Below are 24,981 nucleotides of genomic sequence, written 5' to 3' on the forward strand. Positions count from 1 at the left end.
AATCCTTTGGTTATAAAATCGTATGATCATGCCTCAATATAAAAAGAAGTCATTTCCACAGGAGAAATTATTCTCATCCTTATGGTTTCGTAACTACTCTTTAATTGTTTTCGGATCCCTTTTAGTAGCTCTTGGCTACAATTTTTTCATTATGCCACACAAATTGGTTCCCGGTGGCGTATTTGGTTTTAGTATCATCTTAAATCAACTGATTGATTTCCCTGTAGGAACCATAGCTCTTTGCATTAACATTCCTTTGCTTGCCTGGGGCATTAAAATTCTGGGTGGTAAGTTTGGCATAAAAACCATACTAGCTATGGTGCTGGGATCTGTCTTTATCGACGGAATAACCTATCTATACGGAAATCCAATCATCACAAAAGATTTGCTGGTATCCTCGATGTTTGGAGGAGCTATAATAGGTTTAGGTATCGGATTGGTTGTGACAGCAGGAGCCACAACAGGAGGAACGGATATCATAGCCCGTATTTTTTCAAAATGGTTCCGTGTTTCATTAGGACAAATGTTTATTGTAATTGATGGATTTATTGTTCTAACATCTATCCTCGTTTTTCAAGATATTGATCTGGCTCCCTATTGCATCATTGCTATTTTATGTATCTCCAAAACCGTTGATGCCGTTTTAATGGGTATGGATGCCAAGAAGGCTGCCTTAATTATCTCCGATAAGCACGACGAAATAAGAAATCGAATATTAGATATGGACAGAGGCGGAACCTACCTAAAAGGAGAAGGTTTATTCCACAAAGATCAGAAGAAAATCATCTTTACAGCCTTAAACAGAAAAGAACTGGGTCAGCTAGAAACATTTGTAAAAGGAATAGATCCCGAGGCGTTCATTGCGACACTCGACACCAATGATGTGTATGGGAATGGCTTTAAGCCGATACAGTAAAATAAAAACCTGTCAGGTATTAAGATCCTGACAGGTTTATCCTAAATTTTATAATAAAGTCGTTTTATAATTGAACTAATTACTATTCTTCTGTTATAATTTCTTCCTCTTCTTTATGGTTTCTGGCGGCAAGCACAGCATTGTACTTTTCAATTAAACTATTGGTTAATTTAATAATGTTAGCGTACTCCACCCCTTCGCCAATAGTATCAAAAGCTGCAATTCTATCTATAAGCACATGATAAGCTTCATTAATTTGCTTTCTTAAATCCACAATCTTCACTTCTGGAGCTTCAGCATTTTCTTTCACACGCTCCAAATAGTCTGTATTGAATTTGGTGTTTGATGTTTCCAGTTCATTCAACCAATCAGTCAAACTTAACTTACTCAAAGCATCAACATAAACCGCTTCTCGTTTCCATTCTTCAACAATAGAATCGATAATTGCAGTTTCAGCCTGATAATTTTGTTTGGCTATACCAGTACCATACTTTTTCATCGAAGGTAATAAAACATTAGCTGCACCTTTTACTTCCACATCGTAATGATATGTATATGCAAATATCGCAGATTGTATCCCATTAATAGCCTTATCTCTTCTTTCATCGTCTTCTTGCAGAAGCTTTGTTAATGCACTACCCCTATCAGGCATATACAAGGCAATCATATTCTCAATCAAAGCTGAGAGACTATCCGATTGTGTTTTAATTTTTAAAGTTTCAAGATCATAATCGCTTAAAATCTCTAAAAAATTACGAATAAACTGAATGTATTCGTTGTGACGTAAGTTTGCTAAATGAACTGATTCAAACATAAGTATAAATTTTAATTTAAATAATAGTTATTTGAATTTAGCAATTATTACGATAACTGAAAAATAATTTCATTATTTTTAATTGCATCAATATCAGAAGAAAGCAAACAAATACAATAAATAAAAGAACAAACAATGTGATATAAATAGCCTCCACATCTGGTGAATATCTACTCTACCTGGCACTACAAATTCACCAACTTGTGAAAAGTTCGCTCCGGTGGCAGCATACTTTCACCAATCAAAATTTTTCTTCTACCATCGGCAGGAAGCTTTCACAGCTTCGTGAAAGTGTGTTTCTCGCGAGAAACATGTTTTCACAACGAATAATTAGTTTTTGCTAAAGGAAGGGAGGAATCTCAAAGATGGCTTGGTTCTACTATCCATTTTTTAATTGCGTAATGATTACTCACTGCTCATTGCAATAGTTGACGGGAACTACTTATTCCAAATTCAAATAATTAATAGCAGTCCAGTGAATAGGATGCTTGGAATCGATAATAATCACGTAAAAACTCCCTCGAGCCTTATATAGAACAACAACAGAAGGAATTTTTTCTTGATAATCAAAAAGAATTTGATGTTCTCTATATTCATTACTAAAGGACATTTTACTTATATCGGCAGAAAAACCTTTATAATTAGCTCCTTCAAATCTTTTGCGTATTTCTGATTGTTTATCTAAATGTATACTAAAAGCATTATTAAAAGAATATCCATATTTAACCCTTACTCTATTTTTTGCGTTAGGATTAAATACTTCTCCAGACCTAATATCAACTTCATCTAAAGTAAATTTTTCGTCAAAGAAGATATTATCTAGATCTATTTTACCCAAATCCTTAAACTCCCAGATTACGAATCTAGTGTGATTATCATACCAAAATAAAGTATGAATCGCTCTTTCCCTTACATTACTATGACCAATATCAACATGTTTTTCAGAGTCCTTTATAAGCCACGTATATTCCTTCCATTTTTCCCAACTTCTAGAGTGAGAATATCTTAAAGACTCATATACAAAAAATGCAACACATGATATTACCAAAGCTATAGCCCCTGAGACTATTATTTTAACTATTTTATTCATTATAGCAGAAGCTTTATTTATTTTTTATAAAGTTATGAAAAACATATAAAGTTCAATAGAACTTAATGAAAAGGTGACAGTTTGAGAGTTTCACTTTTTGTTCCCGATTCTCGGGATCAATAAAAAGCAATTGCAATTAGTCATACCCCGACATTTACAGCTTGCTTAGAATCGGAGCATGACTGCATAAAAAAACCTGTCAGGATTTAGAATCCTGACAGGTTTAATAAATATGATTATCGTGGTACAGCTAATTATACCGATTAAGAATCAAATGATGTTTTAGTTCGCGTACTCCTAAAACATCTTTGCTTCTAAGTCGGCATATCCATTTAATATCTCTCTGTTTCGTTAATCACTCACAAAGAAATTTAAATGGTTTAGATCTTAGCATTTACCATTTCAACGATTTCGTTCTCCAAAGCAACAGCCTTGTCAACAATAGCTTGTCCTTTAGCGATGATATCTGCAGCCCAAGCCTTATCGGTAAGGTCAACTGCATTGATCTTCACATTCATGAAAGCACCAATAACACCCGAACGTGCAGCTAATGCACCTACACCAGCATCAGTCACCGAGTTAGGGTTTCCGATCTCAGCCATTGCCTTAGCAACATCCATAGAACCTAAGCAAAGCTCCATAGTTTGGAAAGGAACCATAGTAGCAAATTTAGTTGCTTCTTCCATAGCCTCGGCACGAGCAGCTTTCTCCTCCTCCGTTTTCTTTGGCATACGAACAGCATCCATAATCTTGTTGAAGGCATTGGTATCCTCATCAACCAACCAATTTAGTTTAGAGTGATACTCTTTTCCTTTTTCAGCCCAATCAGAGAACTCTTCCCAACGATCGTCCCAACCTGGCTTGTGAGCCGAAAGGTTAGCAACCATTGAACCAAGAGCAGCACCCATTGCACCCATATAAGCAGAGATAGATCCTCCACCCGGAGCCATAGATTCAGAAGCAGTTTCTTCAACAAAAGCAGTTAAGCTCATATCAACCAATTTCTTGGCATCTTTCTTCGCTTCATTCTCCAAAATATACTCAATGATCTTCTTGTCAGCATCGAATGGATAAAGCTCATCTAATCCTAAAGATTTAACGGCAATTTTAATGATCTCGCGATCGGCGATACCAGTAGAACGACCTTGCATGCGTAGGTAGTGCTTACCTGCATCCAACATCGCTTTCAAAGGCACAACACCTACCAACTCAGATCCAGTTACTCGAATACCACGAGCTTGAGCCTTAGCACAAACCTCATCGAATGCCTGGTGAATAGAAGTGATAGAGATATCAGTCATGTTCATAGAAATCTGAGCAACGCCAAACTCCTCGATAAACCAACCAATTGCTTTAGTAGCTTTCAAAGTACCCGGAGTCATTACCGGTTTACCATTCTCATCTTTTACAATCTTTCCAGTGATAGGATTTCCTTCACGCATAGTACGACCTCTCTCACGAACATCGAATGCAATAGCATTGGCACGACGAGTTGAAGTTGTATTCAAGTTGAAGTTATAAGCAACCAAGAAATTACGTGCACTTACTGCTGTAACACCCGATTTAGCAACAGCATCAGTAAACTCAGCTGGTCCGAAATCCGGCTTCCAACGCTCAGTTCCAATACGATCTTTTACTGCTTCGTACTCACCGGCACGACAAACAGCTAAGTTCTTACGTTCTTCGATACGTGCTGCATTTTCGTAACAGTATACTGGTACGCCAGCTTCTTCACCAATACGCTGAGCCAATTTGTGAGCATACACAACAGTTTCTTCCATTGTAATGTTCGCAACAGGAACCAACGGACAAACATCGGTAGCACCAAAACGAGGGTGAGCACCAGAGTGCTTGCTCATATCGATTAGTTCAGCTGCTTTTTTAACAGCACGGAAAGCTGCTTCGCAAACCTCATCAGGAGTACCTACCATAGTTACAACCGTACGGTTAGTCGCTTTTCCCGGATCAACATCAACAAGGCTTACACCTTCTACAGATTCAATTTCATTTGTAATCTGCTTAATGATATTCATGTCGTTCCCTTCAGAAAAATTAGGAACACATTCGATTAATTGTTTCATTATAGTGTTTGTGTTAATCTAGTATCAAGTAGCAAGAATAAAGTCTCAAGATTACTGATAGTAGATATTTTATTATTGATTTATTTGTTTCAAATTCAACGCAAAGACACGAAGACGCTAAATTTTTCTTTGTGTCTTTCCGTCTTAGCGTTTATTCTTAAAGTCTTTGCCCTCTTAAAATCACAGCATCAATCAGATTGCTACCATAAGCATATGGCATGAACTCGATAGATGGAATTTCTTTGGTGATGAATACATTGGCAATTTTACCTTTGGCAATACTTCCTAACTCTTCCTGAACGCCCATTGCGTAAGCCGAGTTAATTGTAGTAGCATTTACAGCTTCCTGTGGCAACATCTTGTAGTTGATACATGCCAGTGACATGATGAATTTCATATTACCCGATGGAGATGATCCCGGATTGAAATCAGAAGCCAAAGCAACTGGTAATCCTGCGTTCATCATGTTGCGAACAGGAGAACAGACCATGTTTAAAAAGAAAGCTGCACCAGGCAAAACAGTTGGCATAGTTTCAGATTTCTTTAAGCACTCAATCTCTGCATCTCCTACAAACTCAAGATGATCAACCGAAAGAGCATTGTACTTCACTCCTACCTGAATACCTCCTGAATAATCCAATTCATTGGCATGGATTTTTGGACGCATTCCGTGTTTCATTCCAGCATTCAAAATACGATCAGTTTCCTCTACAGTGAAAAATCCTTTATCGCAGAATACATCAATATAATCAGCCAATTCTTCGGCAGCAACCATTGGAATCATTTCGTTGATTACCAAATCAACATACTCTCCCTGACGACCTTTGTATTCAGCAGGAACAGCATGAGCTCCCAAAAAGCTTGCCTTAATAGTTAAAGGTGTGGTTTCTTTAATTCGCTTGATTACGCGAAGCATCTTCAACTCATCTTCAACAGTCAAACCATATCCACTCTTGATTTCAACAGCACCGGTTCCCATGCTAATGATTTCGTGAATACGTTCCATTGCTGATGCATACAATTCATCTTCAGTAGCATCGTGCATGCGCTTGGCTGAATTTAAAATTCCACCACCACGCTTTGCAATCTCCTCATAAGAAAGACCTTTAATTTTATCGGTATACTCAATTTCGCGACTTCCGGCATAAACCAAATGGGTATGCGAATCGCAGAAAGATGGGAATACCATTCGTCCGGTAGCATCAATTTCTTCTACCTGATCGAATCCTTCTAATTCGTCGTAATTTGGCACATCTTCCATTTTACCGAAATCAGCTATCTTTTCATCTTCAATCAGTAAATATGCATTATCAATGCAATTTAAGTTTGCCATATCAGTTCCAGCCACCCATTTACGTGGATTTTCTTCAACCTGAACTAAGGTTTTTATATTGCTAATCAACAACTTCATATTGGTAGTATTGTATAATTTATGATTTTCGAACTTAGCAATTAATACTAATATTCGAATATGCAAATATTAGGGAAAATTGGACAAATTGCAAACCTTTTCGATATGCCTTTTAATATTATTTTGATGCTCCAATTATCTTGATATTTTTCTATTTTTACGCATTCAAAAACAATTTAGCTGAGGGTCTCACTCAAAGTGAGGTTCTCAGTTATTATTAGCAATTGATACCCTCACTGAAAGTGAGAGCATCAACACTTTTAATTTGATACTATACCTAAATCAATACAAATGTTTAAAAAAATACCACATACCTATGTAATTGTATTTGCAATAGTGGTTCTATCTGCAATTTTAACATGGGTAATTCCTGGAGGAGAGTTCGACAGAACTACAGTTAATGTGAATGGAACCGATCGAGAAGTTATCGTTCAGGGATCCTATCATGAAATCGAAAGCCAGGGGCAATCTTGGGAGATATTCTCTTCTTTCTTCGAAGGATTCGTTGACAAAGCCGATATCATCATGTTTATTTTAGTGATTGGTGGCGCATTCTGGATCATGAATGCCAGCAAGTCTATCGATGTTGGTATTTATTCCTTCCTAAAATTCACGCAAAAGCTCGAAAAGAATAAAGCCATCCGGAAAATTGGGGTAAACAATATCATCCTAACTTTAATCATGCTGGTGTTTAGTGCCTTTGGCGCCACCTTTGGTATGAGTGAGGAAACCATTGCATTCGTTATCATCTTTGTGCCAATGTCTATAAAAATGGGCTACGATTCTATTGTGGGTGTATGTATTTGCTTTGTTGCTGCCGGACTTGGGTTTGCAGGAGCACTTCTGAATCCTTTCACTATTGGTATTGCGCAAGGTTTATCTAACCTACCAGTGTTCTCTGGTATTGAATATCGTCTATTCTGCTGGGTGGTAATTAATGTAATTGGATTTGCATTTATACTAAGATATGCGGCAAAAATTCGCAAGGACCCAACAAAATCGTTAGTTTATACCGATGATGAATATTGGAGAAAACACAACGATGTGGATATGGAAGAATTGGAATTCTACACTCCAAAATCAGCTTGGCTTACTTATTTCATTCTTCTGATTACCATGGTGGTATTTTCTTATCACTACCCACAAAGCACCTTGAAAGTTGGTAATTCAGAAATGACTACCTACGTTCTTCCGATAGTGACAGGTCTGTTCGCTATTTTGGGGCTTATGTCTCTAAGAAAATCAGTGCATTTCTATATTTTGAATCTACTTCTTTTCACCATCATATACCTTATTGTTGGTGTAATGGGATATGGTTGGTACATTATGGAAATTGCTACGTTGTTCTTTGCCATGGGTATCTTCTCAGGTATTGCTTTCAACAATACAGCAAACGAAATCACTCATTTATTCCTTGAAGGTTCTAGAGATATCCTTTCGGCAGCTATGATTGTTGGTTTGGCAGGCGGTATCCTTATTGTATTAGAAGATGGTAATGTAATTGATTCCATCCTTTACTACATCTCACAATCGATGAATGATTTTGGAAAAATGGCTTCAGTTTCTATCATGTATCTGATACAAAATTTCATTAACGTTATCATTCCATCAGGTTCAGCAAAAGCTGCTTTAACCATGCCAATGATGTCGCAATTCTCCGATTTAATTGGAGTTCCTCGTCAGGCAACGGTTATGGCTTTCCAATTTGGTGATGGTTTTACCAATATGATCACTCCAACTTCGGGAGTATTAATTGGAGTTCTTGGAGTAGCAAAAATCCCATATGACAAATGGGTAAAATGGATAGGTGGATTTATGGCAATTCTGCTTCTTTTAGGATTACTACTACTTATTCCAACAGTAACTATGGAACTAAACGGATTCTAAAAAACTATATAAGTAAAGGGGCTCACATGAGCCCCTTTTTAATTCTACTAACCTTTTGGAATTAATATCCGGGATTTTGGGAAAGATTATCATTCACATCAATTTCCCTTTGAGGAATAGGAAAAACCAGACTTGGAGCATTCCAAGGTACAGTTTCTCCGGCTCGCGTCGCAAGACTATAACCGACAGGCAATTGCCATCTTTGAAGATCATACACTGCATGACCTTCAGCAATAAACTCTCTGATGAATTCCATTCTGATGGAATCCCTTAAATCCATACCTGTCACGGATATATCGGCTAAGTTTGCTCTATTTCTAATCACATTTAACATGTCGGTTGCATCATCTTCACTTCCTCCTGACTCATACAATGACTCAGCACTAATCAAATACATTTCTGCTAGCCTAATAATAGGAAGATTGGCATCATCCGCAATCCACTTGTTTGACCACATCTGATCATCATCTTCCATAAACAATGAGCTCAACCTTGCATCTCCAGCTGGAAATAAATCTAAGGTACTCTGAGGTATTGAAATATCCGCTCTCTCGGTTGGTGAGAAGTAGTCGTTCAAACCTGCATTCGTATTAGATAAATTATCTGTGGAAGTGTGAACTATTGCAAATACAGATTCAAGCGAACTAGCAGGTCCAAATGAACTTGCAGGATTTCCATCTAATGAGAATCCGCCATTGTCAATTACATCATTGGCATAATTATTTGCATTGGTATAATCCTTCATAGTCAAATAAACTCGAGCTAGAAATGCTTTTGCAGAATACATGCTTACTCTTTCGAAAGCAGCTGCAGCTGGTAATAAAGTTTCAGCATCCTCTAAATCGCTCACTATTTGACTAAATACTTCACTCACGGTTGCCCTAGTTGAACCAACTTGTGCATCACTTACATCAGAAGTTCCTGTTAAAATAATTGGTACACCGGGATCAGAAGCTGAGCCTGAATTATAAGGAAGTCCAAAATTTCTCACCAATTCATAATATGTAATGGCGCGTGCAAATAAAACTTCTCCTTTAATACGATCTTGCACAGCCAAAAAAGCAGGATCATCAAGTCCATCAACTAAAGCATCTAGTACCTTATTGGCACGGTTTATTACATCATATCCATCTACCCATAATCGAGTAGATTCTGCGTTAACTGTTGCCATTGTCTTGGATGCAATTTCTGAGTAACTGGTAAATGATCCACCCCAAATTACATATTGAGCCTTCACTTCAGCATCCTGAATCACATTTGCCCCATACACATCTGCATCTTGTAATCCATCGTAAACACCTGCTACTGCATTTTCAAACCCTTGCAATGTGGTAAACACAGCATTATCATCAACTGATTGAAAAGGTGTTGTGTCCAACTCATCCTCACATGAAGTAAAGATTGCCAGAAAAAACACCACGATTAAATATATTTTTTTCATGATTATAGTTTTTAAGTTATAAGCCAATATTTACTCCAAATGTTAATGTTTTTGAAGGAGGTGCCTGGAAAAAATCTTGTCCTTGTCCAATATTTACAGTTCCTTCAGAGCTAACCTCAGGGTCATGTCCACTATAATCATCGAAAGTAAACCAGTTCTGAGCCTGCGCAAAAATTCTAACATTTCTAAGGTGTAAACGTTCTACAATAGTTTTAGGTAAAGTGTAACCAAGAGTAATATTCTTAACCCTTAAATAAGATCCATCTTCAATCCAACGTGAAGAACGTCCAGATCCATTTCCTGAAAATAGTTCAGCTCTAGGTACATCAGTGATATCTCCAGGCTTCTGCCATCTATTTAACTGATCAACTGATTGATTCCAAATACTATTTGCATTATTAGATACAAATCTACCTGCATCACGATAAATGTCATTACCATAAACAAATTGTAAAAGAACACTTAGATCGACTCCCTTATAAGAGAAAGTATTTGTCAAACCACCAGTAAAATCCGGATTTGGATCTCCAACAATCTGTCTGAATTCATCACTATAAGTACTGGTTTTGTTTCCATCCAAATCGTAATACAACGCATTACCATTATCGGGATCAACACCAGCATACTTTACTGTAAAGAAAACACCAATCGGCTCTCCTTCAATTGCTCTAGAAATACCATTTGTAATAATTTGACCATCTAGATTGGTAATTTTGTTCCTATTAAACGCAATATTAAAGTTAGTATTCCATTTAAAATCTTTGACAAAATTTCGAGTATTCAAATTAAATTCGAATCCTTTGTTTTCCAGTTTACCAATATTATCAAAATAGTCCTCGTAACCACTAACCGATGGTAAAATGACATTCAACAATAAGTCTTTTGTTTTCTTAATGTAGTAATCGGCTTCAAGCTCAACTCTATTATTAAATAAACCAATATTTAAACCTACATTAAACTGAGCTGTTTGCTCCCATTTTAAATCTGGATTTGCAAGCTGACTAGGTGCTAATCCCGGTTGTCCGGCATAATCAGATCCTCCAATATACAATCCCCTTGATGGGAAATTTGCACCTGTGGCCTCTGAAGTTGCATCTGATAAAACTTCTGAATTACCAGTTAAACCATAACTAGTACGTACCTTTAGGAATGTCAACCATTCGTTTTCACTCAAAAAATCTTCATCACTAACCACCCAAGCTAAAGATCCTGCCGGGAAATAGGCATATTTATCATTTTCTCCAAATCGAGATGAACCATCTCGTCTCAAAGAAAATTCTGCAAAATATTTATTGTCATAATTGTAATTGATTCTGGAAAAATATCCATCAAGAGCAACATCAGAAATAGAACTACCTCCATTCGTTATATTGGCAGCATTATCCAACGAACTTAAATCATTATTAGGAAATCCTTCTCCGGTAACATTTGAATTCTCAGAACGAGTTTCCTGATAAGAGAAACCCAATAATGCAGAGAAGTTATGCACCTCATTAAAAGTCTTTGAATAACGTAAAGTTTGAGTTTGAATCCAGTTTGTTCTTCTGTAACTAAGAGCCTGACCAATACCTCCGGAACCACCTCCGTCACCAGAATTAACTCCCCAGAATACTTTCTCCGACACATCGATATAATCCAATCCCCATTCTGATCTAAAAACTAAATCAGGAATAATTTCATATTCGGCAAATAAGTTAATGAATGGTCGGATCGTAATAGCCTCATGAGAATTTTCTTCATCTTCTTTTACTAAATTATATGCAATATTATTAAATACATTTACCCCTCTTCCATCATAAAATGTTCCTTCTGGTCCATAAAGTTCAGATCCATCTCCATATATAGGAACATTTGGATAATTTAGAAATGCCGACGTAGAAGGTGACGAAACAGAATTATTATTAGATATTCTTTGATTCACAACACGAGAGAAACCAATATTTGAACCAAATTTCAACTTCTCTGAGAATTTATGATCAACGTTTACACGGGTTGAAAGTCTATCAAATTCGTCTCCAATAGTATAACCTTCCTCTTGTCTATAACTAAACCCAGTATAAAATTGGGTTTTTTCATTTCCTCCTCTAGCAGATAAACTCCATTCGTGTATACTACCAGTTCTTGATACAGCATCCCACCAATTAGTATTGATTTGTTCTTCCGGACTTCCCAATATCTGAGGATCCGAATCTCCAGCATTAAAATTGGACTCATTCCAAAGTTCAGCAAACTGAGTTCCATTTAAAACATCAAACGTATTGGTTTCCTTCAATATACCACCATAGTAAGAAAAGTCAATTTGAGTTTTTCCAGCCTTACCTCTCTTAGTAGTAATCAAAATTACACCGTTAGAAGCTCTTGCACCATATAATGAAGAAGATGCCGCATCTTTCAGAACTTGAATAGACTCTATATCGTTTGGATTAATATTAGCCAATGGTGATTGCTGTGTGTTATTCCCTGTATACCCAATAATATAATCTCCTTGTGGAACACCATCGATAACATATAATGGCTGAGAACTAGCACCTATAGATGAAGTTCCTCGAATACGCACTGAATTAGCCTCACCTGTACGAGAACTGGTATTAATCTGTACACCTGCAGTTTGACCTTGCAAGGCATTCTCAAAACTCGGAATTGGAACATTCTCTAATTGTTCTGATTTTATACCAGCAACAGATCCTGTTAAGTCTCTTTTTCGCTGCGAACCATAAGCCACAACAACAACCTCGTCCATACCAACAGAAAGTGCACTTAAAACAATGTCGATTACATTTTGATCACCAACTAATACTTCCTGCGATTGCATTCCTACAAAACTGAACACCAAGATATCTGTACTTTTTGCATCAATAGCATATTTTCCATCAATATTGGTACTTGATCCTGTAGTTGTTCCTTTGATAATAACGGATACTCCTGGGAGTCCCAGACCATCATCACTTCCGGTTACAGTACCGGTTACCTGTTTTGTTTGGGCATTTATCAGTTGAATTGACATGATAAAAGCACAAACAATAAATATCAGTCTTTTCATGAAATTAATTTTTAGTTAGTCTTTCACATTAAACTTTCGAGCATATAAGAGCTCGCTATAACAATATAGCTTTAAGTAATATGGTTTTCTGTATACATTTTATTCTCTCTAATACAATTTGATGTACCTGAGTGTAAATTCTAGATATCCATTTAGAACAAAATGCAATTGATGCTTCCTGCATCATAGAACAATTCAATACTCAAATTATAGAACTGATTGCTCTTCCAATAAATAATGGTGGATTCGGGCTTAAAGCTAGAAGGGATAAAATAACAATCGCTATGAATCATTAATGCCGACAAATAATGATTAATATAACGATTCAACGATTACTAAAAAGTAATCGACTTTAATGACAAATTAAATTCTTAATTGAATTTTTCAGATAGTAATTTCATAACAAAGGTTTTTTATAGGTTAGCAGAATTTTTATAAACACTATTCGACATTCCCCTACAGAATCGAATTAAATTAGTGCTTTCAATATCGAATATGATTATTCAAATCATTTCCTTCATTCAATTTAAGACTTTTTTTTGAAAAAAAATAAAATAAAAATAGAATCTTATAAGATTCCTTTTAATATACACCTGGTTATTACACCTATCCTCTTTTCAAAATTACCTCTTAAGGATAATTTTCATAACAATTTCATTGACATTACAATACTAAGGTTGAATTGAAGTTTTTCCTTAGACAACTGTTAAGGCTTTCCAATTTGGTGATGGTTTTACCAATATGATTACACCAACTTTGGGAGTATTGATTGGAGTACTTGGTGTTGCCAAAATTCCATACGATAAGTGGGTAAAATGGATAGGTGGATTCATGGCAATTCTGCTTCTTTTAGAATTGCTACTATTATTTCCAACCGTAGCCATGGAATTAAACGAATTCGAAAAATAAAAACAAATAAGTAAAGGGGCTCACATGAGCCCCTTTTTAATTCTACTAACCTTTATCACTAATATCCGTCGTTCTGGATTAAATTATCATTTACATCCATTTCTCTCTTCGGAATAGGCATAACCAATGATGGGGCATCATATGCTAAAGTTCCTACCGATTCTTTCCAACGCTTAATATCGTGAAGTCTAAACCCTTCAAATGCCAATTCAAGCTTCCTTTCGGTTCTAATTATATTCTGAGTAACCGATCCTAAAGGAGATAATCCAGCTCTGTCGCGAATAGTATTTATATCTTCCAAAGGAGTTGCTCCAAGTGTGTTTCCACTCTCGAAATTTCCTTCTGCCCTGGTCAAATACATTTCTGCCAAACGAACAAATGTTAAGTTTGTTTTAAAATCAAGCCACTTTGCACAATAATTTCCACCTGAAGCATTTGAACCAAATCCCAAATAATAAATACTATTTACATCCGTAATTTTTGAATCATCATCTAAATCCGTTTGAATCAATCCTCTTAAATCACCAGCTTCATATTTATCGGTTTGCACATTTGTAATTTGAAAATCGGATCTTCCTGTAGCATCTGTACTGGCATAAAAAGTTGCCATACCAGCATTATTCTCCCCGATATTATCATCATTATTTTGCTGAAAAGTAAAAATATCCTCAAAACCATTTGTCTCATTATTGTATGCATCAAAAGGATTCTCTGCTAAATCAAATCCGCCTTCAGTTATTACATAATTGGCTTCAATTGCCGCTTCCTCATACATTCCTTTTTGTAAATAAATCCTGGACAAAATTGCTGCTGCAGCATATTTATTTGCATAAAAGCTACTATTCCCTAATAAACTTTTCGCCATAGATAAATCTGAAATCGCCAAATTATACACTTCTTCGACTGTAGATCGTGCCGGATATTCCACTTTACTAACATCAAAATTAGACTTCAGTACTATAGGAACCCCAAGTTGAGTATTCGATTGACCTGCCTCATAAGGTTTAGCATAAAATCTCACTAAATCAAAATACACTAATCCACGCAAGAAATATGCTTGTCCACTCAGTTCATCTCTATCACCTTCATCTAGTACATCAGTATAATCAAGAACAATATTAGCTCTATTTATTGCATCGTAAGCCAATTCCCAAGCATCATCAGCCCAAGAAAAATCATCAACCAAATTTTTACTTATTAAATCGCGAGGTTGAGAAAAGGTTCCTCTAAAGTCAAATTCACCATCATCAGCCAACAACTCACTAAAATGAAACAAATTTTGACCGTAAGCATCTCTAACAACAGGATAAGTACCTACCAAAGTAAGTTCAATACTTCCAGCATCAGTTAATACTTGATCTGTATCAATTGACTGTTGTGGGTCCAAGTCCAAAAAGCTATCGCATCCTGCAAAAATGAAGATGGATAAAACGATTAATATTGATTTTATAAATTTCATATATTTTATTTTTTTTGGATTAGAAACTTAAATTAACTCCGAACATATATGTTTTTGCCTGAGGAGTGGAATAATAATCAATTCCTTGACGTATATTGGTAGTCAACTGTGTTCGATTACTTCCTGGAGCACTTACCTCTGGATCCCATCCCTTGAAATCAGTATGTGTCCATAAGTTTTGCCCTGTAAAGTATATTCGCACTTTATTAACATTAATCTTCTGTGTCAAGCTCTTAGGCAAAGTATATCCCAGTGTCAAATCCTTCAAACGAATATAAGATCCATCAGAAATCCATCTGGAAGAAGTTCTTGTTCCATTACTATCTCCAAATCTTGCTTGTGGAATATCAGTAATGTCACCAGGCTTTTGCCAACGATCCAACTGATCACGAGTTTGATTATCCACCCAATCACCATTGGCAGACATAAAACGCCCAGCATCGTTGTAGATATCATTTCCATATACAAATTGAAAGAAAATTCTAGCGTCAAATCCCTTATATGAAAAAGTATTGTCCAATCCTCCGAAAAAATCAGGATTAGGATCACCAACAACCATATCCTCTGCGAGATTATAATTATTTGTAGTTTCATCACTTCCTTCCTCAATATAGTATAGAGCATCTCCATTATCTGAATCAACTCCGGCATATTTTTTCATGTAAAATACACCAATTGGTTCCCCTACCATAACTCTATTTACGCCACTTTGGATAGGATCAATTAGTTTGATGATTTCATTTTTATTAAATGCAATATTGAAACTAGTACTCCAAGTAAAATCTCCAATTAAATTATTGGAATTTATAGTAAACTCCCATCCTTTATTTTCCAATTCACCAACGTTTTCTGCTATACTTGAATAACCAGATGTATATGGCAATAATCTATCCAATAATAAATCGGTAGTCTTTTTATAATAGTAATCGATCTCACCATTTATTCGATTATCAAATAATCCAAAATCAATTCCAATATCAGTTTGTGCAGTTTTCTCCCACTGCAATTTTGAATTTGCTAACTGTGTAGGCTCAATAGCTGAATTTCCAGAATATCTTGTTCCGCCAAATAATCCTCGGGAAGGGAAATTTCCAATTTCTGAATTCCCAGTAATACCATATGAAGCTCGAAGTTTCAGGAAGCTCATCATTGGATTATCTAACAAGAAATCTTCCTTAGATATAATCCATCCTAGAGAACCAGCATAAAATCCACCATAACGATTATCATCACCAAACTTACTAGACCCGTCAACACGATAACTTAAAGTTGCAAGATATCTATCCAAATACTTGTAGTTTAATCGAGAAAAATAAGATAAGTATGAATATTCTGTTTTAGAGCTAAAAAAATCATCATTTTCTGCAGCTGAAGCTATCGTTTGAAAATCATCCGATGGAAATCCTTTTCCACCAACTCTATCGATACGGCTTTCTGCTTTTTGAATGGACATTCCTAATACCGCCTCAAGTCTATGATTTTCATTAAACTCTTTAGTAAAGGTGAAATAATTATCTAACGAGTAGTTTAATACATTCACATTTCTCAAATACGCCTTACCAGCTGGTGCACCATCGTCAGTTTTTCTACTCCAATATTGATCTTCCCTTTGATTAAGATTATCAAGTCCAAATACTGATTTAAAAGATAATTCAGGAAGAATCTTATAATCTACATAGGCATTAGCAAATGTTCTGTAGACTAGAGTTTCATACGAATTGTATTTAGACGCTAACAATCCATTAAAATAAAATGTATCTCCAAAAGGTTCACCTGATTCATCATAAGCTGGAAAATAAGGAGCCTGAGCAATTAATTGAGTTGGAGTTGAAAATGCATTATCATCAGATACACGATCTAAAACACTCCTGACAAAATTAAATTTTATGCCAAAATCTATTTTTTCACTAAGTTGGTGATCCAGATTCAATCTACCACTCATACGTTTGAAATCATTATCAATCAAAATACCTTCCTGATCTGAATATGACAAACCTGCATAAAATCGGGTTTTCTCATTTCCACCTGAAGCACTTATATTATAATTAGATGAAACGGCAGTTCTAAACATTTCATCTTGCCAATCGGTATCAGCTGTTTCATCTATAGAACTAAAACCACCCCAATCAAGTATCGATTCCTGACCGTTCATACCTGGAGATAGAGCCCAACCAGAATTCTCCATTCCTTCACCAAGAAGCTCAACATACTCCTGAGTATTCAAAACATCCAATCTATTGGTTTCTTTAGCTATAGCAACTGAATAATTAACATTTATTACTGTTTTCTTATTTTTCCCACCTGATTTAGTCGTAATAATTACAACTCCATTAGAGGCTCTGGATCCATATATAGAAGCAGCAGATGCATCTTTTAATATTTGAATCGAAGCGATATCATCAAAGTTTAAATCAGCAATTGGGTTCGTTGGTTGATTACCTGTACTTCCTTGGTCTTGAGATGTAACAACCACTCCATCTACAACATACAAAGGTTGGTTACTCGCGCTCAACGAAGAAGCTCCTCTTACACGAATATTAATTCCTTCACCAAGTTTTCCTGTACTTTGTTGAATAAAAACTCCAGATGTTTTTCCTTGCATCGAAGTCTCAAAAGAAGGCGCAGGTACTTTTTGCAACCCTTCAATATCAACTTTTGAAATTGCACCTGTCAATTCAGATTTTATCTGTTTTCCGTATCCAACAACCACAACTTCATCCATTCCGATACTTTCTGTGTCCAGGGAAATATTAATAACGGTTTGTTCACCAACAAGAATTTCTTGTGTTACCATGCCAACAAAACTAAACACCAGGTAATCCGTAGGCTTAGCATCAATGGAATACTTCCCATCTATATTAGTACTAGTTCCAGTAGTAGTTCCTTTAATAACAACAGAAACACCTGGCATTGCTATACCGTCATCTGAACCTGTAACGGTACCTGAAATCTGTTTTGCTTGTGCATTTATTAGCTGTATTGACATAATAAATAAACAAACAGTAAATATCAGTCTTTTCATGAAATTAAATTTTAGTTAGTATTTCATAATAAATCTTTCGAGTATCCATACTCGAATAAATAAAATAAAGCTTTAACTGATTGATTTCCTTGGAATACACTATAGCTATGCAAGTACACTTATAGGTACCTGATCACTGACTCATAACAATCATGTTTGAATCACAATGCGAATACTCGTGTATTAAAAGAACATTCCAGTATCAATCTCTGATCTGATAGTCCTCCATAATAAATAGTGGTGTTTTCGGGCTTAAAGCTTGGAGAGATAAAATTGCAATCGATATTCTTTATTACTGCCGACAAGAAATAAATGAATAGCGAATCTTTATTTACAATAATTTTGTAAACAATTGGGTTTTTAATTTAAATTCTCACAGGAATTTTCTCAATAATAATTTCATTATTACAATATTTAGGTTAGTAGAATAGTTTCTGGCATTTTTCACTTCAAACAATAATAAATTAACATTGTATTTAAACGCCCTACATTAATAAGATGATTAACAACCCATCTACCCCATCTAATTTAACACTTTTTTTTTAAATAAAACAAAATAAAAAATGAGATCTTATAAGATCCCATTCAATATAAAACTAATTATTGTTATTCTCCTTCTGAAATTGCCTCTACCGGACAAACTTCCGCACATGCTGCACAGTCGATACAAGTATCCGGATCGATAACATAAATATCTCCTTCCGAAATAGCATCCACCGGACATTCATTGATACATGAACCACAAGCAGTGCAATCATCTGAAATAACGTAAGCCATAATTTATTTCTTTTTAGTGTAAAATTGATAATATATTATTACTGATTAAGACTAAATTTACGACATGAATATTTTTCAAACAAGACCTTAATATCCTAAATTCTTATTTATATTAATTCCAAACAAATCATTATATTTAGCCTCATTCTTACTGATCAAATAAAAAAACAATAATCTATATATGGAATTTGAATTCAATACAGTAGCAATTGCATTTGGAATGACCTTATTCGCAGGTCTTGCCACGGGAATAGGAAGTGCTATTGCTTTTTTTGCAAAACGCACCAACACTAAATTCTTAGCACTTTCTCTTGGATTTTCTGCTGGTGTTATGATTTATGTCTCATTAGTCGAAATATTTCAAAAAGCAAAAGATGCACTCATACTTGACCATGGCGTAGTATCGGGTACCTGGTATACTGTAATATCATTCTTTGGCGGAATATTATTCATTGCCATTATCGATAAAATGATTCCTTCATTTGAAAATCCTCATGAAGTAAAGAAGATTGAAGATCTTGATGGTAAAAAGCCTATCGATCGAAAATTAATGAGAATGGGAATGTTCTCTGCATTGGCAATTGGAATTCATAATTTCCCTGAAGGTTTAGCCACATTTGCAGCTGCTTTAACCGATCCAACCATCGCTATTCCAATTGCAGTAGCAATTGCCATACACAATGTTCCGGAAGGAATTGCAGTTTCTGTTCCTATTTATTATGCAACTGGAAGTAGAAAAAAAGCATTTTTATATTCCTTTCTTTCAGGATTAGCTGAACCTGTAGGCGCTTTAATTGGTTTCATTTTAATCTACTCTTTCCTAGGATTAAACAATACTATATTTGGTGTCTTATTTGGTGGTGTTGCTGGTATTATGGTTTTCATCTCCTTAGATGAATTATTGCCTACCGCAGAAGAGTATGGAGAACATCACGTTGCCATTTACGGATTAATTGCAGGTATGGCAGTCATGGCTTTAAGTTTATTACTGTTTCTTTAAAATACAAAAGCCTCAAATTGAGGCTTTTTCTTTTTTCTTTTCTTCTTTCTGATAATACTTACAATACTCCTTCAATCCACAAGGTTTACATTTCGGCTTACGCGCCAAACAAACATATCTCCCATGCAAAATAATCCAATGATGAGCTGTTGCAATTAACTCTTCAGGAATATTTTTCACTAGCTGCTTTTCCGTTTCTAATGGAGTTTTTGAATTTGTGGTTAAACCTAATCTTTCTGAAACCCTAAAAACATGAGTATCTACAGCCATAGCAGGTTTGTCGTACACCACCGATGCAATAACATTTGCTGTTTTTCGTCCAACACCAGGTAATTTTTGCAATTCCTTAATATCATCTGGTACAATTTCCTTAAAATCTTCAACCAACATTTTAGCCATTCCTAATAAATGTTTGGCTTTGTTGTTTGGATAAGAACAAGAACGAATCAAATCAAAAATATCATCTTGCGTAGCATGAGATAAATCGAATGCACTCGAATATCGATCGAATAAAGGCGGAGTAATTTGATTCACTCTTTTATCGGTACATTGTGCTGATAATATTACTGCAACCAGCAATTCATATGGATTGGTATAATTTAATTCTGTTTCAGCAATGGGCATGTTTTCCTGAAACCAAGCTATTACTTTTTCAAACCGTTCTTTCTTACGCATAAGTTTCTTAATTTATTCTGAAGAAGAACGAAAATACTAAACTCTCCCTAAAAATTAGTTCTTAACTAAAGAAATCAATACAATTTATAAAGCAAATGCAATTGCAAGCTACTTATTTGTAAATTTGCAATCACATATTTAAGAATTGAGCCAAATGATATCATATTTACAGGTTGAAAACCTTAGCAAAAGTTACGGAGATCTTACGTTATTCGAAGGAATACACTTTGGTGTTGGACAAGGGCAAAAGATTGCGCTTATTGCCAAAAACGGAACGGGCAAAACTTCTCTTCTAAACATTATTGCTGGAAAAGATTCTCAGGATAATGGTGAAATTATCTTTCGTAATGATATCAAACTAGCATATCTTCAACAAAATCCTGAACTGGATAATAACAATACCGTTCTTAATGAGGTTTTCAATTCAGATGATCCAGTTCTTTCTGTTATTAGAGATTACGAAAAAGTAATTAATGATAACGATGAAGAAAAAATGACCGAAATTCTTGAAAAAATGGACCAGTATAAAGCCTGGGATTACGAGAATAAGGTAAAACAGATTCTTTCAAAACTTAAAATTACAAAATTCGATCAGATAATTGGAGAACTTTCAGGTGGACAAAAAAAGAGAGTTGGTTTGGCAAAAGTTCTAATAACTGATCCTGATTTTTTGATTTTGGATGAGCCTACTAACCATTTGGATCTTGAAATGATTGAGTGGCTTGAGGAATATTTAAATAAATCGAAAGGCACACTTTTAATGGTGACACACGACAGATATTTTCTGGATCGTGTTTGCAATGAAATTATTGAAATGGATGCCAATTCCATTTATACCTACAAAGGAAACTATTCGTATTATCTTGATAAAAGATCAGAACGTATTGAAAACACTAATGCTGAGGCTGGTAAGGCACAGAAACTTTTAAAAACAGAACAGGAATGGATGCGAAGAATGCCACAAGCGCGAGGAACCAAAGCAAAATATCGTATTGATGCCTTTTACGATTTAAAAAAGAAGGCTGCTGGCGGATTCCGTGAAGACAGCATGGATTTAGATATTAAATCAGCTCGTTTGGGTAAAAAAATACTTGAGCTGGAAGGTTTACACAAAAGCTATGGTGATCTCAAAATTCTGGAAGACTTTAGTTACAAATTCCAACGAGGAGAGAAAATTGGTATTGTTGGTAAAAACGGAACTGGAAAATCAACCTTTCTGAATATCATTACCCGTAATATGGAAGCTGATTCTGGTTCTATCGAAATTGGTGAAACTGTAGTTTATGGATACTACAAACAGGATGGAATTACAATCAACGAAAACGAAAAAATTATTGATGTAATCAAAGATATTGCCGAATCAATTGATTTAGGTAATGGCAAAGTGATGTCGGCCTCTCAATTTTTGGAGTATTTCCTTTTCCCTACAAAAACACAATACAATTACGTTTCGAAATTAAGCGGTGGAGAAAAGCGTCGTTTGTATTTAATGACGGTTCTGATGAAAAATCCAAACTTCCTTATCTTGGATGAGCCTACAAATGATCTTGATATCATGACCTTAAACGTTCTGGAGGAATACTTAATGAACTTTAAAGGTTGTTTGATCATTGTTTCTCACGACAGATATTTCATGGATAAGGTGGTTGATCAGATGTTTGTATTTGAAGGAATGGGAAAAATTAGAAACTTCCCAGGCAATTACACAATTTATCGCGATACTGTTGAGGAAGAAGAAAAAGAACTAAAAAAAATAGAAAAAACAGTAAAGCCGAAAAAAGAAAAACCAAAATCGAACAATACAACTAAAAAACTATCCTTTAACGAAAAAAGAGAATTTGAGCAATTAGAAGTTGATTTGGAAAACTTAAATACAGAAAAATGTGAACTCGAAACGGCAATGAGTTCGGGAACCTTATCGAATGATGATTTGATTCAAAAATCAACAAGAATTGAAGAGGTGATCAACTTGATTGATGAAAAAGAACTAAGATGGCTTGAATTAAGTGAAAGAGCCTAATCGTTAAGCTCTGTTAAACATGTTTTCTTTTTTTGTGAATCGATAGAAAAATAAGAGCTTTGTAGTTCTAAGCCGTTAGTGCATGAAAGATTTTACCTCAGGAAACGTAAGCAAATTAATTTTCCAATTTACCCTCCCAATGCTTTTGGGAAATGTATTTCAGCAACTGTATAATGTTGTTGATAGTATTATTGTGGGTAAAGTTCTGGGAAAGGAAGCTCTTGCTTCTGTAGGTGCATCTTTCCCAATTATCTTTACTCTTATTGCACTGTTAATTGGTATTGGTTCAGGGTTTTCAATAATCATATCTCAATTTTATGGTGCCAAAGATATCGACAAAGTAAAACGCTCTATCGATACCATGTACATCTTTTTGTTTGTTGCAGGTTTATTGGTTACAGTATTTGGTATTTATTTTAGCGAAGAACTATTTCTATTGCTACAATTGCCAAAAGAGCTTATACCACAGGCTACAACATATCTAAACGTATACATGGCAGGAATGATTCTCTTCTTCGGATTCAACGGAACCAGTTCTGTTCTTCGGGGATTGGGCGATTCAAAAACCCCTCTTTACTTTTTAATACTTGCATCCATCTTCAATATTATTTTTGATGTACTGTTTGTGATGGTATTTAATTGGGGAATTGCAGGAGCCGCATGGGCAACGGTTATTGCACAGGGAGGTGCATTTATAACTGGAATTATCTACCTGAACCGAACTCACAAAATCATGAAGTTCTCGCTTTGGAACTTAGGTTTCGATAAAGAATTATTCATTAAAAGTTTGAAGATAGGATTGCCTTCGGGTTTGCAACACACTTTTGTTGCGCTGGGAATGATGGCCCTACTTGGTATTGTTAACACCTTTGGGACCGATGTTATTGCAGCATACACCGCAGCAGGTAGAATCGATTCTCTAGCTATGATGCCAGCTATGAATTTCTCTCAAGCTGTAGCAGCTTTTGTAGGACAGAATTTGGGTGCCAATAAAATTGATAGAGTTCGTAAAGGATTCAAGGCAACCTTTATCATGTCGAATCTGTTCTGTCTTTTAATGACTGCAATTATTGTGATATTCGGTAGCCAGCTCATGAAAATGTTTACCACCGATCCTAACGTTATTGCAATTGGAGAAAAATACCTGATTATTGTTAGTTCATTCTACCTACTTTTCTCCACCATGTTTACAACAAATGGAGTTCTACGTGGTGCGGGTGATACTTTAATTCCGATGTTTATAACTCTGTTCTCCCTTTGGATCATTCGAATTCCGGGAGCATATTTTCTTTCTGATAAAATTGGAGAAACCGGCATTTGGTGGTCGATTCCTTTAGGCTGGTCGATGGGAACATTATTCTCCTATCTGTATTACCGAACGGGAAGATGGAAAACAAAATCGGTTGTAAAACAAGCTGTATAACTACAATTTATTAATACAAGTAATAAAATTGAATTAGATGCAATAGGCAATTCACTAATTGTTTGAAAATCCGCATCAATCTCTTACCTTTGCGGAAATCAATTTCTCGAATATGTTAATATCGATGACAGGCTTTGGTAAAGCCACTCTTGAATTGGAAAACAAAAAGGTTTCCATCGAAATTAAATCCCTAAACAGCAAGCAGCTTGACATTAATACTCGAATGCCAAATCTTTACAAAGAGAAAGATTTAGTGTTGAGAAACGAGATCAAGAATAAGCTTGAGAGAGGTAAAGTTGAGCTTTCTGTTTTTATTGAAAGTGTTGGTACCGATAAGGAAACTAAAATCAACAAACCTATTGTTGAGGGATATTACAAGCAACTGTCAGAATTATCTACAGAACTTGGGATTCCAATGGAAAAAGAGCCAATTCTACAGACAATTGTGAAACTTCCGGATGCTCTTAAAACAGAACACCAGGAACTTGATGAAGAAGAATGGAATAAGATTTTTGCAGGTTTTAAAGCGGCAGTTAAAGATTTAACTTCATTCAGAAATCAGGAAGGTAAAGCATTACAAGAAGATATCTTTGCTCGTATTACAAACATCGAGAAATTTTTAGAAGAAGTTCCACAATACGAATCGGATAGAATTGAAACGGTAAAAACCCGAATTAATGACAATTTGAACGATTTTGTTGAGAAACAGAACGTGGATAAAAACAGATTCGAACAAGAGATCATTTACTATCTTGAAAAATTGGACATTACGGAAGAAAAAGTTCGATTAGCAAATCATTGTAAATATTTTATCGAGACAGCTGGTAACGGTACTTCTATCGGTAAAAAACTAGGTTTTATTGCTCAGGAAATTGGTCGTGAGATCAATACTTTAGGATCTAAAGCAAATGATTCCAACATTCAGAAGATTGTGATTCAAATGAAAGACGAATTGGAAAAAATAAAAGAACAATTACTAAACGTCTTGTAACAAAATATTCTATTTCATTAAAGCG

At 35.4% G+C, this 24,981-nt stretch carries 16 protein-coding genes and 1 pseudogene; 7 read left to right on the plus strand and 10 right to left on the minus strand.

Going from position 1 to position 24,981, the window contains the following annotated elements; genetic code table 11:
• The first annotated feature begins 28 nt into the window (after positions 1–28).
• Positions 29–916 (plus strand): YitT family protein, encoded by an 888-nt coding sequence (locus GCQ56_RS09860; protein WP_193323761.1) that lies wholly within the window; start codon positions 29–31, stop codon positions 914–916.
• Between the two features lie 82 nt (positions 917–998).
• Here GCQ56_RS09860 and GCQ56_RS09865 read toward each other — a convergent pair whose 3' ends face one another.
• The 4 genes from GCQ56_RS09865 to hutI all read right to left on the minus strand — a co-directional run bounded on the left by GCQ56_RS09865 (position 999) and on the right by hutI (position 6,312).
• Positions 999–1,730: a DUF6261 family protein gene (locus GCQ56_RS09865; protein ID WP_152734306.1), complete on the minus strand. Its 732-nt coding sequence runs from the start codon at positions 1,728–1,730 to the stop codon at positions 999–1,001.
• A 442-nt stretch (positions 1,731–2,172) separates the two neighbouring features.
• Positions 2,173–2,820 (minus strand): hypothetical protein, encoded by a 648-nt coding sequence (locus GCQ56_RS09870; RefSeq protein WP_152734307.1) that lies wholly within the window; start codon positions 2,818–2,820, stop codon positions 2,173–2,175.
• Positions 2,821–3,200: 380 nt separating this feature from the next.
• Positions 3,201–4,901 carry a glutamate formimidoyltransferase gene (gene ftcD, locus GCQ56_RS09875; protein ID WP_152734308.1) on the minus strand — a complete coding sequence of 567 codons (1,701 nt, stop codon included), beginning with the start codon at positions 4,899–4,901 and terminating at the stop codon, positions 3,201–3,203.
• Between the two features lie 157 nt (positions 4,902–5,058).
• Complete coding sequence (gene hutI / locus GCQ56_RS09880; protein ID WP_152734309.1) at positions 5,059–6,312, minus strand: imidazolonepropionase; 1,254 nt, start codon at positions 6,310–6,312, stop codon at positions 5,059–5,061.
• A gap of 291 nt (positions 6,313–6,603) precedes the next feature.
• On the opposite strand from hutI, the gene GCQ56_RS09885 reads away from it, so the two are divergent.
• Positions 6,604–8,199 (plus strand): YfcC family protein, encoded by a 1,596-nt coding sequence (locus GCQ56_RS09885; RefSeq protein WP_152734310.1) that lies wholly within the window; start codon positions 6,604–6,606, stop codon positions 8,197–8,199.
• Positions 8,200–8,260: 61 nt separating this feature from the next.
• On the opposite strand, the gene GCQ56_RS09890 is transcribed toward GCQ56_RS09885, so the two are convergent.
• The gene (locus GCQ56_RS09890) at positions 8,261–9,640 is read right to left on the minus strand and encodes a RagB/SusD family nutrient uptake outer membrane protein (RefSeq protein ID WP_152734311.1); all 1,380 of its coding nucleotides are present in this window, start codon (positions 9,638–9,640) and stop codon (positions 8,261–8,263) included.
• Positions 9,641–9,656: 16 nt separating this feature from the next.
• A complete protein-coding gene (locus GCQ56_RS09895; RefSeq protein ID WP_152734312.1) occupies positions 9,657–12,680 on the minus strand; it encodes a TonB-dependent receptor in 3,024 nt (1,007 codons plus the stop codon).
• A 714-nt stretch (positions 12,681–13,394) separates the two neighbouring features.
• On the opposite strand from GCQ56_RS09895, the pseudogene GCQ56_RS09900 reads away from it, so the two are divergent.
• A pseudogene (locus GCQ56_RS09900) lies at positions 13,395–13,589 on the plus strand (YfcC family protein); the annotation flags it as partial.
• 58 nt (positions 13,590–13,647) lie between these two features.
• Here GCQ56_RS09900 and GCQ56_RS09905 read toward each other — a convergent pair.
• From GCQ56_RS09905 to GCQ56_RS09915, 3 genes are all read right to left on the minus strand, one after another.
• On the minus strand, positions 13,648–15,048 hold the full coding sequence (locus tag GCQ56_RS09905; RefSeq protein WP_152734314.1) for a RagB/SusD family nutrient uptake outer membrane protein: 1,401 nt from the start codon (positions 15,046–15,048) through the stop codon (positions 13,648–13,650).
• 19 nt (positions 15,049–15,067) lie between these two features.
• Positions 15,068–18,070, minus strand: coding sequence for a TonB-dependent receptor (locus tag GCQ56_RS09910; RefSeq protein ID WP_152734315.1), 3,003 nt, complete (start codon positions 18,068–18,070; stop codon positions 15,068–15,070).
• Positions 18,071–18,676: 606 nt separating this feature from the next.
• Positions 18,677–18,847 carry a DUF362 domain-containing protein gene (locus GCQ56_RS09915; protein ID WP_152734316.1) on the minus strand — a complete coding sequence of 57 codons (171 nt, stop codon included), beginning with the start codon at positions 18,845–18,847 and terminating at the stop codon, positions 18,677–18,679.
• Positions 18,848–19,028: 181 nt separating this feature from the next.
• Here GCQ56_RS09915 and zupT point away from each other — a divergent pair, with 181 nt between their 5' ends.
• The gene (gene zupT, locus GCQ56_RS09920) at positions 19,029–19,847 is read left to right on the plus strand and encodes a zinc transporter ZupT (protein ID WP_152734317.1); all 819 of its coding nucleotides are present in this window, start codon (positions 19,029–19,031) and stop codon (positions 19,845–19,847) included.
• Between the two features lie 12 nt (positions 19,848–19,859).
• Here the strand turns inward: zupT and nth are convergent, their stop codons facing one another.
• Positions 19,860–20,522 (minus strand): endonuclease III, encoded by a 663-nt coding sequence (gene nth, locus GCQ56_RS09925; RefSeq protein ID WP_152734318.1) that lies wholly within the window; start codon positions 20,520–20,522, stop codon positions 19,860–19,862.
• A gap of 154 nt (positions 20,523–20,676) precedes the next feature.
• On the opposite strand from nth, the gene GCQ56_RS09930 reads away from it, so the two are divergent.
• The 3 genes from GCQ56_RS09930 (at position 20,677) to GCQ56_RS09940 (ending at position 24,956) form a co-directional block, all read left to right on the plus strand.
• Positions 20,677–22,542, plus strand: a complete 1,866-nt coding sequence (locus GCQ56_RS09930) for an ABC-F family ATP-binding cassette domain-containing protein (RefSeq protein WP_152734319.1) — start codon at positions 20,677–20,679, stop codon at positions 22,540–22,542.
• An 82-nt stretch (positions 22,543–22,624) separates the two neighbouring features.
• Entirely contained in the window at positions 22,625–23,965 is a 1,341-nt protein-coding gene (locus GCQ56_RS09935) for an MATE family efflux transporter (protein WP_152734320.1), read from the plus strand.
• A gap of 112 nt (positions 23,966–24,077) precedes the next feature.
• Positions 24,078–24,956, plus strand: a complete 879-nt coding sequence (locus GCQ56_RS09940; RefSeq protein WP_152734321.1) for a YicC/YloC family endoribonuclease — start codon at positions 24,078–24,080, stop codon at positions 24,954–24,956.
• Positions 24,957–24,981 lie beyond the last annotated feature (25 nt).

The organism is Marinifilum sp. N1E240 (assembly GCF_009295825.1).
In the GTDB taxonomy this organism is placed as follows: Bacteria; Bacteroidota; Bacteroidia; order Bacteroidales; family Marinifilaceae; genus Marinifilum_A; species Marinifilum_A sediminis.

Bases quoted from the DNA above. Each gene is read 5' to 3' on its own strand.
- ftcD (WP_152734308.1), bottom strand. From the start codon at position 4,901: ATGAAACAATTAATCGAATGTGTTCCTAATTTTTCTGAAGGGAACGAC.
- GCQ56_RS09905 (WP_152734314.1), bottom strand. From the start codon at position 15,048: ATGAAATTTATAAAATCAATATTAATCGTTTTATCCATCTTCATTTTT.
- GCQ56_RS09940 (WP_152734321.1), top strand. From the start codon at position 24,078: ATGTTAATATCGATGACAGGCTTTGGTAAAGCCACTCTTGAATTGGAA.
- GCQ56_RS09895 (WP_152734312.1), bottom strand. From the start codon at position 12,680: ATGAAAAGACTGATATTTATTGTTTGTGCTTTTATCATGTCAATTCAA.
- GCQ56_RS09865 (WP_152734306.1), bottom strand. From the start codon at position 1,730: ATGTTTGAATCAGTTCATTTAGCAAACTTACGTCACAACGAATACATT.
- GCQ56_RS09935 (WP_152734320.1), top strand. From the start codon at position 22,625: ATGAAAGATTTTACCTCAGGAAACGTAAGCAAATTAATTTTCCAATTT.
- hutI (WP_152734309.1), bottom strand. From the start codon at position 6,312: ATGAAGTTGTTGATTAGCAATATAAAAACCTTAGTTCAGGTTGAAGAA.
- GCQ56_RS09930 (WP_152734319.1), top strand. From the start codon at position 20,677: ATGATATCATATTTACAGGTTGAAAACCTTAGCAAAAGTTACGGAGAT.
- nth (WP_152734318.1), bottom strand. From the start codon at position 20,522: ATGCGTAAGAAAGAACGGTTTGAAAAAGTAATAGCTTGGTTTCAGGAA.
- GCQ56_RS09890 (WP_152734311.1), bottom strand. From the start codon at position 9,640: ATGAAAAAAATATATTTAATCGTGGTGTTTTTTCTGGCAATCTTTACT.
- GCQ56_RS09870 (WP_152734307.1), bottom strand. From the start codon at position 2,820: ATGAATAAAATAGTTAAAATAATAGTCTCAGGGGCTATAGCTTTGGTA.
- GCQ56_RS09915 (WP_152734316.1), bottom strand. From the start codon at position 18,847: ATGGCTTACGTTATTTCAGATGATTGCACTGCTTGTGGTTCATGTATC.
- zupT (WP_152734317.1), top strand. From the start codon at position 19,029: ATGGAATTTGAATTCAATACAGTAGCAATTGCATTTGGAATGACCTTA.
- GCQ56_RS09860 (WP_193323761.1), top strand. From the start codon at position 29: ATGCCTCAATATAAAAAGAAGTCATTTCCACAGGAGAAATTATTCTCA.
- GCQ56_RS09885 (WP_152734310.1), top strand. From the start codon at position 6,604: ATGTTTAAAAAAATACCACATACCTATGTAATTGTATTTGCAATAGTG.
- GCQ56_RS09910 (WP_152734315.1), bottom strand. From the start codon at position 18,070: ATGAAAAGACTGATATTTACTGTTTGTTTATTTATTATGTCAATACAG.